The organism is Novosphingobium sp. (assembly GCF_040079535.1).
Taxonomy (GTDB): Bacteria; Pseudomonadota; Alphaproteobacteria; order Sphingomonadales; family Sphingomonadaceae; genus Novosphingobium.
The window spans coordinates 1-14000 of record NZ_JBEBKB010000050.1; the positions used below are offsets into that span (position 1 = coordinate 1).

Below are 14000 nucleotides of genomic sequence, written 5' to 3' on the forward strand. Positions count from 1 at the left end.
ACGCAAATGCCGGGCCCCAAATGCTCTATTTCAGCAAGGTTACGTGCCCGGTCCGGACGTGCTTCATCTGACCACCGGTAAATGTCATCGTTACCGGGCCAGCCAGATCGCAGGCTCCGGCAGCACAGGTCGCCGCTGCACGGCCAGTGGATTGCCGGGGCCCCGAACAAGAAACCGTTGCATCAGTGATGACAAATTCATCGCCGGTGCCGGGACTGCGCAGCACCGCCTTGTCGATATGCTTGCCGGTGCAGACGCCGCGCCATTCAACGGTGATTTTCTGGAAAGTGAAGGAAAGACTGCTAACCTCGTCCTGGGTGCCGGCGAAGGCGAGATCGGCCCGGCCATCGCAATCAAGATCAAAATGCGCGGCTGAATAGGAGGGCTTTTTGCATTCCTGCGCTGTCACCGCCCCGCTTGAACCATCGACTGATGCCCGCGTTGGCGATTCGCGCAGTGACTGGGTGTTCTGGCTGGCCTGAACCTTGACCGATGGCTTGTACTGGCGCTTGCCGGTGGACTGGCCAGTGGCGGCATCGCGCGGCGAAGACACTGTCGAACACTGCCCAGCGTTGCAAACGCCGAATGACCAGCTTTCAACCTGGACGGGGGCCACAGCCTCGCCCTTTACGCCATCGAGTTCGAGCAAGTAGTCGCTCGCGGCCAATGCTGGTGCCGCCGCCAGCAACGCACTGGCCAATACGAATATCGAGGTTGTCTTGTTCATTGCCCATCTCCCTTGTTGCAAGTGTTCAGGATTGCTGCGACCAACCTGAACGGAACATGGGCGCGCTGTTATCTTGAAGCAAGCTTTGATGTGCGTCGCCTGGCCGCGACCCCTCAGCGCAGCATTATCAGCATTGAAGCAGTTTCGATTAATCCGAGGCGACCGCCTTGTTCAACTGGGTTAGCTGATCGGGCATCAGTTCGATGTCGATAGCCTCAATCAGTTCGTCAAGCTGATCGGCAGTGGTGGCGCTGGCGATTGGTGCAGCGATGCCGGGCTGATCGAGCAGCCAGGCAAGCGCGACCTGGGCAACGGTTGCTTCGCATTCCTTGGCAATCCGGTCCATGATTCCCAGCACGGCGGGGCCGCCGGTTTCATGGTACTTCTTGACCCGATCCCCGCGAACATAGCGGGCGAAATCGGCATCCTTGCGGTACTTGCCCGTAAGATACCCGTTGGCCAAGCCGTAGAACGGCAGCATCGCAATATCGTTTGCCGCGCAGAAATTGGCATAATCGGAATCGTAATCGGCGCGTTCCAGCAAATTGTACTGGTTTTGCAGCACACTGAAGCCCCGCACACCTTGCGACTTTGCCGCTGTGAGGGCCGAGCGCAGGCGGTCCTCTGTAAAGTTGGAAGCTCCTGCCTCACGCACTTTGCCTTCGCTGATCAGCGCGGCGAACCCGCTGGCCACTTCATCCTGGGGGGTCTTTGGATCATCGCGGTGGGCATAGTAAAGATCGACATAGTCGGTCTGAAGCCGATCGAGCGAACCAGCAAGACGAGTGCCAAGCGTGGCAGGGTTCAGATCGCCGTGCTCCATGCCCCAGCCGGTCTTGGTGGCGATCCGCATCTCCTTGCGAACGCCGCGGGCTTTCATCCAGGCACCGATAACCACTTCGCTTTCGCCGCCCTTGTGGCCGGGAACCCAGGCCGAATAAACCTCGGCGGTATCGATCATCCGCCCGCTGGCTTCGTAGAACGCATCAAGAATTTCAAAGCTGGTATCCTGATCGGCAGTCCAGCCAAAGACATTGCCGCCAAGCACCAGCTTGAGGCCTGAAAGGGAAGGGTGGCGGCTCATGCGAATTTCTCCTTGAGGGCGAGCAGAGCCATTGCCGCGGCCGCAGCTTCACCGCCCTTGTTCTTTTGTTTCGGATCGGCACGAACCAGCGCCTGATCCTCGTTCTCGACAGTCAGAATGCCGTTACCGATTGCGATCCCGTCCATGGTTAGCGCCATGATCCCGCGCGCGGATTCTCCTGCAACGATTTCAAAGTGATAGGTTTCGCCGCGGATAACCACGCCAATCCCAACATAGCCTTCGTAAAGGCCCGATTGTTCGGCCAGAGAGATCGCGCCGGGAATTTCCAGGGCGCCCGGTACGGTTATCACATCAACCTGATGGCCGGCCGATTTAAGCGCTGCTTTTGCACCCGCAATCAGCATATCGTTGAGGTGGTCGTAGAAGCGGGCTTCGACGATCAGAAAGCGGGCCATGCAATTACTCCGGGATCGCGCGCTCGCCGACGATGTTGAGGCCATAGCCTTCGATCGCGACGATATTGCGGTGTGCGTTGGTCAAAAGGATCATGTCGTTGATGCCCAGGTCCGCAAGGATCTGCGCGCCGATGCCATAGGCGCGCAAGTCCATATCGGGCAAGGGTGCACGCGCAACTTCGGCGTCAAGTTGCTCGGGCGTGCTGGGCATCAGCAGCACGATCACGCCAGCGCCAGCCCGGCCGATTTCATCCATCGCGCGCTGCAGAATGCGCTTGCGCGGACCCGGTTGGCCCAGCACGTCGGAATAGATTGATATGCCATGCATCCGCACCAAAGTGGGCTCGCCCGGAACCACATGGCCCTTTTGCAGCACGATGTTGATCGTCCGGTCGGTCTTGTTGCGATAACTCTTGGCGGTCCATTCGCCGCCATAATCAGAGGTAAAGGGTTCTTCGCTGACGCATTCCACCAGATGATCGTATTTGCGGCGATACTCGATCAGATCGCGGATCGTGCCCATTTTCAGGCCGTGCTTGCGCGCAAAAGGCACCAGATCGTCCATCCGCGCCATGGTCCCGTCTTCGTTCATGATCTCGCAGATCACGCCCGAGGGGTTAAGGCCAGCCAGCCGCGAGATATCAACCGAGGCTTCGGTATGCCCGGCGCGGACCAGCGTTCCGCCATCGCGCGCGATCAGTGGGAAAACATGGCCCGGCGTGACGATATCCTGCCGCCCCTTGCTGGCATCGATTGCCACAGCAACCGTGCGCGATCGATCGGCCGCGGAAATTCCTGTGGTCACGCCTTCGCGGGCTTCGACTGAAACGGTGAAAGCGGTTTCGTGGCGGGTGCCGTTGTTGCGGCTCATCAGTTCAAGGCCAAGCGCCTCTGTGCGTTCGCGGGTCAGCGTCAGGCAGATCAGCCCGCGCCCGTGCATCGCCATGAAATTGACCGCATCGGGGGTAGCCATCTGGGCCGGGATAACCAGATCACCTTCGTTCTCACGGTCCTCATCATCGACCAGGATGAACATCCGTCCGTTGCGGGCTTCGTCGATGATTTCCTCTATGCTGACCAGCACCGGGCTTTCATCGCTATCCCACAGGAACGCTTCAAGCTTGCGCAGCGTTTCAGTCGTAGGGTTCCATTCGGCCTCGGTGCAATCACGCAAGGTGTTGGCGTGTAGCCCGGCCGCGCGGGCCAGGCCAGAACGAGACATGCCGCCATCGGCGACAAGGCGGCGAACGCGTTCGATGATGTTTGTGGTCATGCGCGCCACATATCACATTAAAATGTGAAACCCAATATGAATTTCACATTTTTAGTGGATCAATCGCCCTTGAACACCGGTTTGCGCTTCTCAAGGAAGGCATCGACCGCCTCGGCATTGTCTTTGGTGGCATGGGCGACCGATTGCATCGCCGCAGACATTTCCAGCACCTGGCCAATCGACATCGATTGCGCATCCCAGATCAGGCGCTTGGCCATCCGGACAGCGAACGGCGGATTGCAGGCAATCCGTGCAGCCATTTTGTGGGCAGCGTCCAGCAGTTGATCGTCCGGAACGACCTGGCTGACCAACCCGATTCTCAGCGCTTCGGCGGCATCGATTGTCTCACCAGTCAGGGTCAGTTCGGCGGCCTTGGAAAAGCCAACGATCCGCTGAAGCAACCAGGCCCCCCCATCGCCCGGGATGATCCCCAGTTTGACGAAGCTTTCAGCAAATTTCGCACCTTCACCAGCCACCCGCAAATCGCACATGCAGGCCAGATCCAGCCCGGCACCGATCGCCGGGCCATTGACCGCGGCAATCACTGGCACTTCCAGTGCAGCAAAGGCCAAGGGCAGGCGCTGGATACCGCTTTTGTAGTTGCGGCGCGTACGGGCCGGGAGGCTGGCGTTAAGTCCACCCGAATCCGGCCGCATCGCCTTCAGATTTCCGCCGGCTGAAAAGGCGCTGCCGGCGCCGGTCAGGATCGCGCAGCGCACCCTGGGATCGTCCTCAATTTCACTCAAGCGACCCAGCAGGGCCTCGATCAGATCGAGATCGGAAATCGGATTGCGGATTTCAGGCAGGTTGAGCGTGATCGTGGCAATGCCGGCTTCATCCAGGCTGTAAAGGACGGGGGCATCAGACATCGAAATTCTCCTAACCGATCATGCGTTCGATAAACCAGAAGCTGGCCGTTATCCCGATTGCATAGCTGGCCGCAAGCACTGCCGGGCGCAATGCCGGGGGAACAAATCTGCGCAGCAGCGCTAGCGTTGCTATTGTGGCAGCAACGATCGCCAGCTGGCCAAGCTCTACGCCCAGATTGAAGGTCAGCAAGGCGATCGGCACATCCCCTTCAGGAAGGCCAATTTCGCGCAGCGCACCGGCAAAACCAAACCCGTGGATCAGCCCAAACCCGAACGCGATCAGCCATGGTGCGCGCTCTGAAAGGCGGGGCTGGGCCGGATCCTGCTTTATGATCTCCACTGCCAGGAAGATAATCGAAAGCGCGATCAGGGCCTCAACCGGGGCTTGCGGCAGGCCAAACAAGCCCAGTGTGGTTCCGATCAGGGTCAGCGAATGGGCCACGGTAAATGCCGTTGCAGCCCGGACTACAACCCACAGATTGCCCAGCAGCAAAACCAGCGCGATCACGAACAGCAGGTGATCATAGCCGGTCAGGATGTGTTCCACCCCCAGCGCCAGATAGCTGCGCGCAACTTGCCAGGCATCGGGCACAGCAGAAACCGCAACCATCGCTTCATTGGCGGTCAATCGTGATGCTTGAACCGGGCGACCCAGCGGTGCAACCCTTAGCAACGCATCGGTGAAGGCGCCGTCCATTCCGGCAATGCCAACCTTGCTACCGGCCAGATCCTTGGTGCAGGTCAACGTGCTTTCCGCGACCAGTGCGGCTCCTTCGATCCGGGCCTTCGGTGCTGATTGGGTACAGAATTGTGGATAGGCCGGCCGCGCGCGGGTGGCCAGTCCGCCCAGGACCGGCGCTTTCCACACCACTTTCCAGTGCTGCGCATCGCGCTGGGTCAGTTCCAGATAGCCGGGGCGAAGCTCGTCGGCATGGGCGGGTAGTGCGGCCAGCGCCAGCATTGCCGCTGCCAGCAAGCGCAGCAGACGGATCATTTGACCGGCACGATCACAACATCATAGCCCTTCAGCATATCGCCATAGGCTTGGGCCTGGGCGCGCTGGATCGCGGCCGCACGCCAATCGTTGGTTACGCGTTGGCGGATATTGGCCAGACTTGGCGGGCTGGGTGCATCGCGCGCTGTGATCCGCACCAGGTGCAGGCCAAGCCCAGATGCCACCGGCCCTTGCCACTGGCCAACAGGCAATCGCCGCAGCGAAAGCGTGAACTCATCGCCAAACTGGCCCGATATGTCCGCTGCCGATGCCTTGCCAAGTTGGGCCGGGAGCGGGGCCGGAACCCCGTTCACCGGCTTGCCGCCGCGAAGTTGCGCCAGTTGCAGATCGGCCCGCGCCCGGCTTTGCGGGGTATCGGCACCAAGATAGACTTGCTCAAAACTGGTGCGCGGATCCTCGCTGTAATGCGCCGGGTCCTTGTCGATCAGAGCTTGCAGTTCGGCGTCGCTGGGTTCGGCCGTTTCGGCATCGGCCACCGCCATCGATTCAAGTTTGCGGCGCATCCGCCGGACCACAACTTCGTCGCCCTGATCGAGGCCAAGCCGCAAGGCCTCGCGGTAGTAAACCTGATCGGCCACCCAATCGCTGATCAGGCCGTCAATCTCGTCCTTGCTGGGCATCCGGCGGAAGCTGTCGTAATAGCGCCGCACCAGTGCCCCTGCGACGGCTTCATCAACCACGATCCGGCGCTCTCCCAGATCGGGCGGACGGCCAGACAGCACCCAGAAAACCGCTGCCCCGGCAACAACAAAGTGGACCAGCGGCTCTTTGATCAGCCGCCAGCCTAATATCTTCATGTTCATATCAGCCCGGCGTGTACCAGATGGCCGATGTGTATCCGCGTTCCTGATGCTTCAGCGGAATTTCGGGCGGCAGGGTCAGCTTGTACTTGGCCATATCATAGGCCATCCAGGTTGGAGTTGGGATCTGCAACACCCGGACGTAGTAAAACGCACGAAGCGCGGGATCGAATTCGGGATCGGTCCACACGGCCGAAAGCTCTGGCGCACCGATTGTGTTCTGATAGCTGGCAGTGGCCACATCGACGGTATCACCAACTGCCGGAACCTTGCCGCCGGCCAGCTTGCGCTTGCCGTCCATATCGCTCCACACGATATCGAACACCTTTTCCTGGGCCACGCCGGCCTTGTCGACCCAGCCTTTGATCACCTGGACCCGATCAAGATTTCCATCGACCGGATCCTTCAGTGCTGAAACGATGAAGCTGGGGGCAGCCTTGCCGCCGGGTTTCATCGTCCCGCCCATTGGTACGCCGCGGGCATAGCCAGCCTTGACCCAATCCCCTTGCAAGTCATCAACCTTGAAGTCCCATCCGCCAAAAAACCGCACAGTCATGCGCGGCCCGGTTGTGGCGTAAACTTCCTTGCGCATCATCGCATCGAAGATGGCGTGGCGGGTGTTGCTGGTTGCCCAGACCGCAGCATAACCGCTGGCCAGCGATTGCCAGTTCATCCGGCCGCTGGGAACGCCTGGAACAAATTCCGCCGCCGCGCGTTTGGCACCGGGTTCAACGCCGGTGTGCTTGCCGAAGAAGTTGTTTTCCTCTGGCGTGGCCAGCGATGTGTGGCTGTCGGTCGATCCGATCACCCCAAACATATAGGGGTTTACCCCGGTCCGCTGTTCAATCAGCAGCCCGCGCTTAAGTGCTTCGCGGGCATAGGAGCCTGGCAGATCGGCTTGCTTGGTCTTGATATTGCCAAGGAGATTGGCCTGATCCCAGCCAGCGGTGCCATAACCGGCAAACTCGTCATTGGGCGACATGAAAGGGTGGGCTTCGCTGTCGCCTTTGATCTGGGTTACTTCAACCACGGGTTCATGCGCGATCCGGCGCCGGGCATATTCGGCGCTCATCGGGCCGCCATTCGGCTCGGTCATCATCCACATCAAACCATTGGAGACATTGCCGTTGTGGGGGATTGCCAGCACTTTGCCGCCGGTGCTCTTCTCATAGGCATCCATGTAATCCCACAGATGTTCAGGCCATTTGGCATCGGCCGGATCCAGTGGTTCGACCGTCGAAACCTTGTCTGCTCCATCGCGGAAAATGATGTTGCGGTGCAGATTGTTGCCGGTCTGCATCAAAGTGTATTCAAAGCCCATGAAAGCGGTGAACTGGCCGGGTTCGTTATAGCGTTCGACCGTGCCGATATGTTCGTTCCACAGCTTGGTTGTGCGCTTGTCGGCGGCGGCCTTGTCGCTCATCGCCGGGTTGGGTTTGCCAGACGCGCGCACGGCCAGCATTTCACCCATAGCCTTGAGCGATTGTTCGGGGCTGGCGTGCATCATATCGTACCAGCGCAGCAACTGAGGATCGGTTATCATCATCCGCGGCGCATCATACAACGCCTTGGTTGATCCGATCCCTTCGGCGTGATCCGAGATAACCAGAAAATCCAGCGGGCGTTCCAGTTTGGCCTTGGTTCCGGTGGTTGCCGTCACTTCTTCACCGCGGGCAAAGCGCAGCGCTTCTTCTGGGCCAAGCCGCGTCCCAAAACCAAAGGCATCGACCGAATTGGAAGTGTGCAGGTGGGTATCGCCCCACAGCACTTTTTCGGGATAGGCCGTATCGGCAATCGATTGTTCGCCAGGCTTGCTGCCAAACGTGTCCTTGATCTTGTCGCAGCTGGTGAGCGCAGTAGCGGTGAGCAGCAATGCCGCAGCGGAAAGGGTTCGTTTCATCATAGGTCCCTTCATTGACCGGCCGGGGCGTACCAGATTGCCGAAGTATAGCCGCGCTCCTGCTGTTTCAGCGGGATATTCTGATCGAGTGTCAGCTTGTAGCGCACCTTGTCATAGGCAACCCAGGTTGGCGTAGGAATCTCAAGTACGCGAACGTAATAGAACGCGCGTTGGGCCGGATCAAATTCCGGATCGGACCAGACCGTGGTCAGGCCGGGCGCGCCAATGGTGTTCTGATAGCTGGGCTGGGCCAGATCGACCGTATCGCCCACTGCCGGAACCTTGCCGCCCGCCAGCTTGCGTTTGCCAGCCATATCGCTCCACACAACGTCGAACACCTTCTCATGCGATTGTCCGGCAGCATCGACCCAGCCTTTGATCACCTGCACCCGATCAAGATTGGCGCCAACCGGATCCTTCAGGGCCGAGATCATGAAGCTGGGACTGCCGCTGCCAGCTTTAAGCGTCGCACCCATTGGCACCCCGCGGCCGTAACCAGCCTTTACCCAATCGCCCTGCAGATCCTCCGCCTTGAAATCCCAGCCGCCAAAAACCCGCAAGGTCATACGTGGGCCGGTGGTGCCGTAAACTTCCTTGCGCAGCATCGCATCGAACAAGGCTTCGCGGCTGTTGCTTGTCGCCCAGACCGCCGCATAGCCGCTGGCCAGATAGTTCCAGCCAAACCGGCCAGATCGCGTGCCCAGGTTCTGTGCTTCGGCGGCGCGGGTTGGGCCGGGCTCAACGCCTGAATGCTTGCCGAAATAATTGTCTTCATCACTGGTGGCCAGCGAGGTGTGGCTGTCGGTAGAGCCGATCACGCCAAAGGCATAAGGATTGGCGCCGGTTCGCTGTTCCACCATCAACCCGCGCTTCAGCGCTTCGCGGACATAAGAGCCAGGGTACATTTCTGGCGTGGTTTTCTCGACCATCATAAGATCGCCAAGCTCCCACCCAGCGGTGCCATAGCCGGAAAATTCGTCGTTGGGTGACATGAACGGATGGGCTTCACTATCCCCCTTGATCTGGGTAATTTCGACCACTGGTTCATGCGCAGCCCGGCGGCGGGCATATTCTGCACTCATCGGGCCGCCCAACGGTTCGGTCATCAAGAACATCCGCCCGTTTGACATGTTCGAATTGTGCGGGATCGCCAAAGTCTGTCCGCCGGTCTTTTTGGCATAAGCATCCATATAGTCCCACAGTCCGTCGGGGATGGTCGTCGCGAACGAAGCCAGCGGTAGCACGGTGGAAGCACGGTTGCCGTTATCGCGGAAGATCACATTGCGGTGGAGGTTTCGGCCAGCATTCATCAGTGTATATTCGAACCCGATAAAGGCAGTGAAATTGCCCGGCTCATTGTAACGTTCAACTGTCGCAATGTGGCTCAGCCAATCGTTGCGCAATCGGGCTTCTGCCGCTTTGGCATCCAGGATTTCTGGCGGCAGCTTGTCGTTTGCTTTGGCATCGATCAGTTCTGCGGTGGCCTGCATCGAACCTTTGGGACCAGAGTGCAGCAGATCGTACCAGCGCAGCAGGGTTGGATCATCAATCATCGATCGCGGTGCTTCGTAGAGGTTTCTGACCGTGGCGAAGCCATCCGAATGATCTGAAATCACCAGAAAATCGAGCGGTCGGGCCAGCTTGGCCTTTTGTCCGGTTGAGCTGAAAACCTCTTCGCCGCGCGCAAAGCGCAGCGCCTGTTCAGAATCCAGCCGGGTGCCAAACCCGAAAGCGTCGGGGGAATTGTTGGTGTGCAGGTGAGTATCGCCCCAGAAAACCTTTTCCGGATAGGCGGTATTGGCCACCTCGGCCTTGCCGGTCACAACCTGCTTCAGCTTGTCACAGCCCGAAAACAGCGCGGTAGAGCCCAGCAATAGCGCAGCAAGGGCAATCTTCTTGCGCATTATCAGTCCCCTCATTTGGCCCCCGATCGACCGGTCATTTGGTTTTCATCCGCAACTTGCCACGCCAGCGCCGCAGGTCAAGCGGGCTGAATACGTTTTGGGTTTTGCCGTTCTAGGTCAATCGCGGCGATGGAGGGGCAATTGCGTTACGATCTGGTGGTTCTGGGCAGCGGCCCGGCAGGGCGACGCGCGGCGGTGCAGGCGGCGAAGCTGGGCAAGAGCGTGCTGGTGGTGGACAACCGCGACCGGGTGGGCGGGGTTTCGGTGCATACCGGCACCATCCCGTCGAAAACCCTGCGCGAAACCGCACTTAATCTTTCAGGCTGGCGCGAGCGCGGCTTTTATGGCCGGGCTTACCGGGTAAAGCGTGACATATCCGGTGCAGATCTGGCCATGCGCCTTGATAAGACGCTGACCCATGAGATCGAGGTGCTGGAGCATCAATTCGCCCGCAATGGTGTCCAGACGCTGGTCGGGGCAGGGCGCTTTCTGGATCCCCACCGCATTGCAATTTCCGCGCCCGGCGGGGAACGGGTGGTGGAAGCAGGCCGGATCCTGATCGCTGTTGGCACCCAGCCTTTTCGGCCTGATTCAATCCCGTTTGATGGCCGCAGTATTGTCGATAGCGATGAATTCATCGCAAACCCCCGCGTTCCGCGCAGCCTGACGGTGATCGGAGCCGGGGTTATCGGCCTTGAATATGCCACCGTCTTTGCGGCGATGGACGTTCCCGTAACCCTGGTTGAACCGCGCCGGCAGTTGCTGGAATTCATCGATCAGGAAGTGGTTGAACATCTGGTCTATCAACTGCGCGATAGCGGGATGCGGTTATTGCTGGGGACCGAGCTGGATCGGATCGTTCCTTCCAGCGAAGGGCCGGTCTGCCATCTGGCCGATGGCCGTCAGCTGCGATCGGAAATGGTGCTCTACACCGCCGGGCGGCAAGGGGCTACGGCACCGTTGGATCTGGCCCGGTGCGGGCTTGAAGCCGATCCGCGCGGCCGTTTGCGCGTTGATCCCGCAACCTATCAGACCGATATTGGCCATATCTATGCGGCGGGCGATGTGATCGGCTTTCCAAGCCTGGCCGCGACATCGATGGAGCAGGGCAGGGCCGCCGCCTGCCATGCTTTTTGCGCGCCATTGCCCAAGGCCGGATCGCACTTTCCGATCGGGATTTATGCCGTACCCGAACTATCCAGCGCAGGGCTCAGCGAAGAAGCCGCGCGCGAGCAGGGCCTGGCCTATGAATGCGGCGTTGCCCGGTTTCGAGAAACCTCGCGCGGGCAGATCATGGGGATGGACAGCGGCATGCTGAAGCTGATTTTTGCGATGCCCAGCCGCAAACTGCTGGGGGTTCACATCGTTGGCGAGGGTGCGACCGAACTGGTCCATATCGGCCAGGCGGTGATAGAGCTGGGCGGGACAATTGATTATTTCATCGACAACAGCTTCAATTACCCGACGCTGGCCGAAGCATACAAGATCGCGTCACTGGATGCCTGGAACCGGATCCGGCACTGCAGCGCCGAAGTGGTTGAAATTGGCCCGCGCGCAATCCGGCAGTAACGCGGGCGTTCCCACAGCGTCATAAGGCGCTATGCAGGGTGCGGTTCAGGAGACGCCCGTGGAACAATCACCAGTCCAGTATCACCGTGCAGCCCAAGCCTTGCATTGGGTGCTGGCGGCTTTGCTCTCGTTGCAGTTCGGGCTGGGTTTGCGGCTTGAAAGTATCACCGCGCTGCTATCGCAGTTCAATGCCTATCAATGGCACAAGTCGATCGGAATACTGATCCTGGTGCTCAGCGTGCTCAGGCTTGCGCTGCGCTATCTGTTGCCGCGTCCTCCTGCGGCAGACCGCGGAGTGAAGGGATTGGCGGCAAAGCTGGTCCACACCCTGTTATATGTTGTAATGATCGGCGGCCCGCTGACTGGATGGATGCTGGTTTCTACTGCCAAAATCAAAGTGCCGACCGTGCTGTTCGCACTGCTTCCCTGGCCGCATTTGCCGATCGATCCAGCATTCCATGGCCTTGCAGAGCTGGGTCACGCGGTGCTGGCCTGGTTGCTGCCCGCGCTGATTGCTTTGCATCTGGCCGGGGCGATCTGGCACTGGCTCCTTAGGGACGGCGTGGCGGAGCGGATGCTGCCTTCGCAAGATTGGCGGCCATATGAACTGATCTCACCGCTGCTCATGCTTGGCATTTGCGCATATATGGGGAGCTCCGCGTTGCTGCCTGACTTGTGGAGCTTCCCTGCGGCACAGCAAGACGATGCGGTTTCTTCGGCGAGGGTTGCTTCGGCCAGCCCGGCACCCGTGCAGACCGATGAAGCCAGCCCGGCGGACGAATTCAGCCCCAGCCCCAGCGAAAGCGAAAGCGCTGCGCCCCTAAGCGCAGATTGGCGGGTGCTGCCGGGCAGCCGCCTGGGCTTTACCACCAGCTATGCCGGAACCGCGATCAACGGCACCTTCGGTTCGTGGCGCGCGGCGATCCAGTTTGATCCTGAAGATCTGCCCAAGGCCCGGATCAAAGCGTCCATCGCGCTCGGCTCTGTCGGCAGCGGCGATGCAGAGCGCGATGGTACGTTAAAAGGTCCCGGGTTTTTCGATGCTGGCCTGCGCCCCACAGCCACGTTCACCGCCGCCGGTTTTGAACGTCTGGGCAAGGATCGCTACGCCGCGCGCGGTGTGCTGAGCCTCAACGGTGTGAACCGCCCGGTCCGTCTGGTGTTCAGCCTACGAATTTCAGGAAACCGGGCCAAGGCCCAGGGCTCTGCCCAAATCAGCCGGCTGGCCTTCAAGGTTGGGCAAGATGAATGGGAAAGTACCGATCAGATCCCCGATGCGGTAGGCGTAACGTTCAGCATCAACGCTGAACGCAAGTAGTGTCTGTGAAGGGAGTGGTGGACGCACTAGGGCTCGAACCTAGGACCCGCTGATTAAGAGTCAGCTGCTCTACCAACTGAGCTATGCGTCCACATTCCGGCTATTGCTGGAAGGCCCGATTCGCTCGGGAGCGCCCCCTATAGCGCGAACTTTCGCCGAGGGAAGGGGTTTCTTAGGTGCTGAGTTGTCCGCTGCGCCTTGACCAGCGATCGACCGCCATCAGCACACCGATGCACAGCATGTTGGTCAGCATTGCCGATCCGCCATGGCTGATCCACGGCAATGGGATGCCCACCACCGGGGCCAGGCCCATCACCATCATCATGTTGATTGCCATGTAAAAGAAGATCGTAAAGGTCATCCCCGAAGCCAGCAGCATCGAGAACCGGTCTGGCGCGCGGCGGGCAACGCCCATCGCCCAGCGGAACAGCCACAAATAGATTCCCAGCACGAACAATCCGCCCAGCAACCCCCATTCCTCGGCCATCGTGGCAAAGGCAAAGTCGGTCTGGGCTTCGGGCAGGTAATCGAGGTGGCTTTGGCTGCCATTGCCAAAACCCTTGCCAAACCAGCCACCCGATCCGATCGCGATCTTTGATTGGGTGATGTGGTAGCCATCGCCTAGCAGGTCTTTTTCCGGATCCAGGAACACGAAAACGCGCTTGCGCTGGTAATCGTGGAGCAGGGTGAAGAAGGCGATCGGGGCGGCAACGGCTGCGGCGGCACCTGCACCGATGAACCAGCGCAGCGGCAATCCGGCCAGGAATATGACCACTGCCGCGCCGACGGCAACCGATAGGCCGGTGCCCAGATCGGGTTGTACGATCACCAACATCACCGGCACCCCGGCCAGTGCCGCGATTGGCAGCAAAGTGCGCCAGTTGCGGGTCATCGCCGGGGGTAAATTGTCAAAGAAATGGGCTAGGGTCAGCACGATTGCCGGCTTCATCAATTCTGATGGTTGCAGCATCATGAAACCCAGATTGATCCAGCGCTGGCTGCCGCCGCGCACGGAACCAAACAGATCGACGAAAATCAGCAACACGATCAGTGCGCCGTAAAGCGGATAGGCGCCCAACCGGAACAATTGGCGCGGCATCCGGGAAATCACGAAGGCCATTACCA

At 59.8% G+C, this 14000-nt stretch carries 12 protein-coding genes and 1 tRNA gene; 2 read left to right on the forward strand and 11 right to left on the reverse strand.

The genetic code is table 11. The features are described from left to right. Positions 1-25 precede the first annotated feature (25 nt). From ABL914_RS12495 to ABL914_RS12535, 9 genes are all read right to left on the reverse strand, one after another. Positions 26-727, reverse strand: a complete 702-nt coding sequence (locus ABL914_RS12495) for a hypothetical protein (protein WP_391563514.1) — start codon at positions 725-727, stop codon at positions 26-28. Positions 728-875: 148 nt separating this feature from the next. Then, the gene (locus tag ABL914_RS12500; protein WP_391563515.1) at positions 876-1811 is read right to left on the reverse strand and encodes an aldo/keto reductase; all 936 of its coding nucleotides are present in this window, start codon (positions 1809-1811) and stop codon (positions 876-878) included. Next, complete coding sequence (gene ribH / locus ABL914_RS12505; protein WP_391563516.1) at positions 1808-2227, reverse strand: 6,7-dimethyl-8-ribityllumazine synthase; 420 nt, start codon at positions 2225-2227, stop codon at positions 1808-1810. The genes ABL914_RS12500 and ribH overlap by 4 nt, the downstream gene beginning before the upstream one ends. Positions 2228-2231: 4 nt before the next feature. Further along, positions 2232-3500 carry a 3,4-dihydroxy-2-butanone-4-phosphate synthase gene (gene ribB / locus ABL914_RS12510; RefSeq protein ID WP_391563517.1) on the reverse strand — a complete coding sequence of 423 codons (1269 nt, stop codon included), beginning with the start codon at positions 3498-3500 and terminating at the stop codon, positions 2232-2234. 59 nt (positions 3501-3559) lie between these two features. Next, the gene (locus ABL914_RS12515; RefSeq protein WP_391563518.1) at positions 3560-4369 is read right to left on the reverse strand and encodes a crotonase/enoyl-CoA hydratase family protein; all 810 of its coding nucleotides are present in this window, start codon (positions 4367-4369) and stop codon (positions 3560-3562) included. Positions 4370-4379: 10 nt separating this feature from the next. Beyond that, positions 4380-5363, reverse strand: coding sequence for a HupE/UreJ family protein (locus ABL914_RS12520; RefSeq protein ID WP_391563519.1), 984 nt, complete (start codon positions 5361-5363; stop codon positions 4380-4382). After that, on the reverse strand, positions 5360-6181 hold the full coding sequence (locus ABL914_RS12525; RefSeq protein WP_391563520.1) for a peptidyl-prolyl cis-trans isomerase: 822 nt from the start codon (positions 6179-6181) through the stop codon (positions 5360-5362). The genes ABL914_RS12520 and ABL914_RS12525 overlap by 4 nt, the downstream gene beginning before the upstream one ends. 7 nt (positions 6182-6188) lie before the next feature. After that, positions 6189-8084 carry a DUF3604 domain-containing protein gene (locus tag ABL914_RS12530; RefSeq protein WP_391563521.1) on the reverse strand — a complete coding sequence of 632 codons (1896 nt, stop codon included), beginning with the start codon at positions 8082-8084 and terminating at the stop codon, positions 6189-6191. Between the two features lie 11 nt (positions 8085-8095). Further along, positions 8096-9988: a DUF3604 domain-containing protein gene (locus ABL914_RS12535; protein WP_391563522.1), complete on the reverse strand. Its 1893-nt coding sequence runs from the start codon at positions 9986-9988 to the stop codon at positions 8096-8098. A gap of 141 nt (positions 9989-10129) precedes the next feature. Between ABL914_RS12535 and sthA the strand changes: the two genes are divergently transcribed. Continuing rightward, positions 10130-11557, forward strand: a complete 1428-nt coding sequence (gene sthA, locus ABL914_RS12540) for a Si-specific NAD(P)(+) transhydrogenase (protein ID WP_391563523.1) — start codon at positions 10130-10132, stop codon at positions 11555-11557. Positions 11558-11615: 58 nt separating this feature from the next. Continuing rightward, positions 11616-12875 (forward strand): cytochrome b/b6 domain-containing protein, encoded by a 1260-nt coding sequence (locus ABL914_RS12545; RefSeq protein WP_391563524.1) that lies wholly within the window; start codon positions 11616-11618, stop codon positions 12873-12875. A 15-nt stretch (positions 12876-12890) separates the two neighbouring features. Here the strand turns inward: ABL914_RS12545 and ABL914_RS12550 are convergent. Together ABL914_RS12550 and rodA are read right to left on the reverse strand one after the other, a co-directional pair. After that, a tRNA-Lys gene (locus tag ABL914_RS12550) sits at positions 12891-12966 on the reverse strand. Between the two features lie 81 nt (positions 12967-13047). After that, on the reverse strand, positions 13048-14000 hold a 953-nt coding region (gene rodA / locus ABL914_RS12555; protein ID WP_391563525.1), incomplete at its 5' end, for a rod shape-determining protein RodA.

Excerpts from the sequence above, each read along its gene's own strand:
- ABL914_RS12495 (WP_391563514.1), bottom strand. The coding sequence starts at position 727 with ATGAACAAGACAACCTCGATATTCGTATTGGCCAGTGCGTTGCTGGCG.
- ABL914_RS12535 (WP_391563522.1), bottom strand. The coding sequence starts at position 9,988 with ATGCGCAAGAAGATTGCCCTTGCTGCGCTATTGCTGGGCTCTACCGCG.
- ABL914_RS12530 (WP_391563521.1), bottom strand. The coding sequence starts at position 8,084 with ATGAAACGAACCCTTTCCGCTGCGGCATTGCTGCTCACCGCTACTGCG.
- ABL914_RS12520 (WP_391563519.1), bottom strand. The coding sequence starts at position 5,363 with ATGATCCGTCTGCTGCGCTTGCTGGCAGCGGCAATGCTGGCGCTGGCC.
- ABL914_RS12525 (WP_391563520.1), bottom strand. The coding sequence starts at position 6,181 with ATGAAGATATTAGGCTGGCGGCTGATCAAAGAGCCGCTGGTCCACTTT.
- ABL914_RS12500 (WP_391563515.1), bottom strand. The coding sequence starts at position 1,811 with ATGAGCCGCCACCCTTCCCTTTCAGGCCTCAAGCTGGTGCTTGGCGGC.
- ribH (WP_391563516.1), bottom strand. The coding sequence starts at position 2,227 with ATGGCCCGCTTTCTGATCGTCGAAGCCCGCTTCTACGACCACCTCAAC.
- ABL914_RS12515 (WP_391563518.1), bottom strand. The coding sequence starts at position 4,369 with ATGTCTGATGCCCCCGTCCTTTACAGCCTGGATGAAGCCGGCATTGCC.
- ribB (WP_391563517.1), bottom strand. The coding sequence starts at position 3,500 with ATGACCACAAACATCATCGAACGCGTTCGCCGCCTTGTCGCCGATGGC.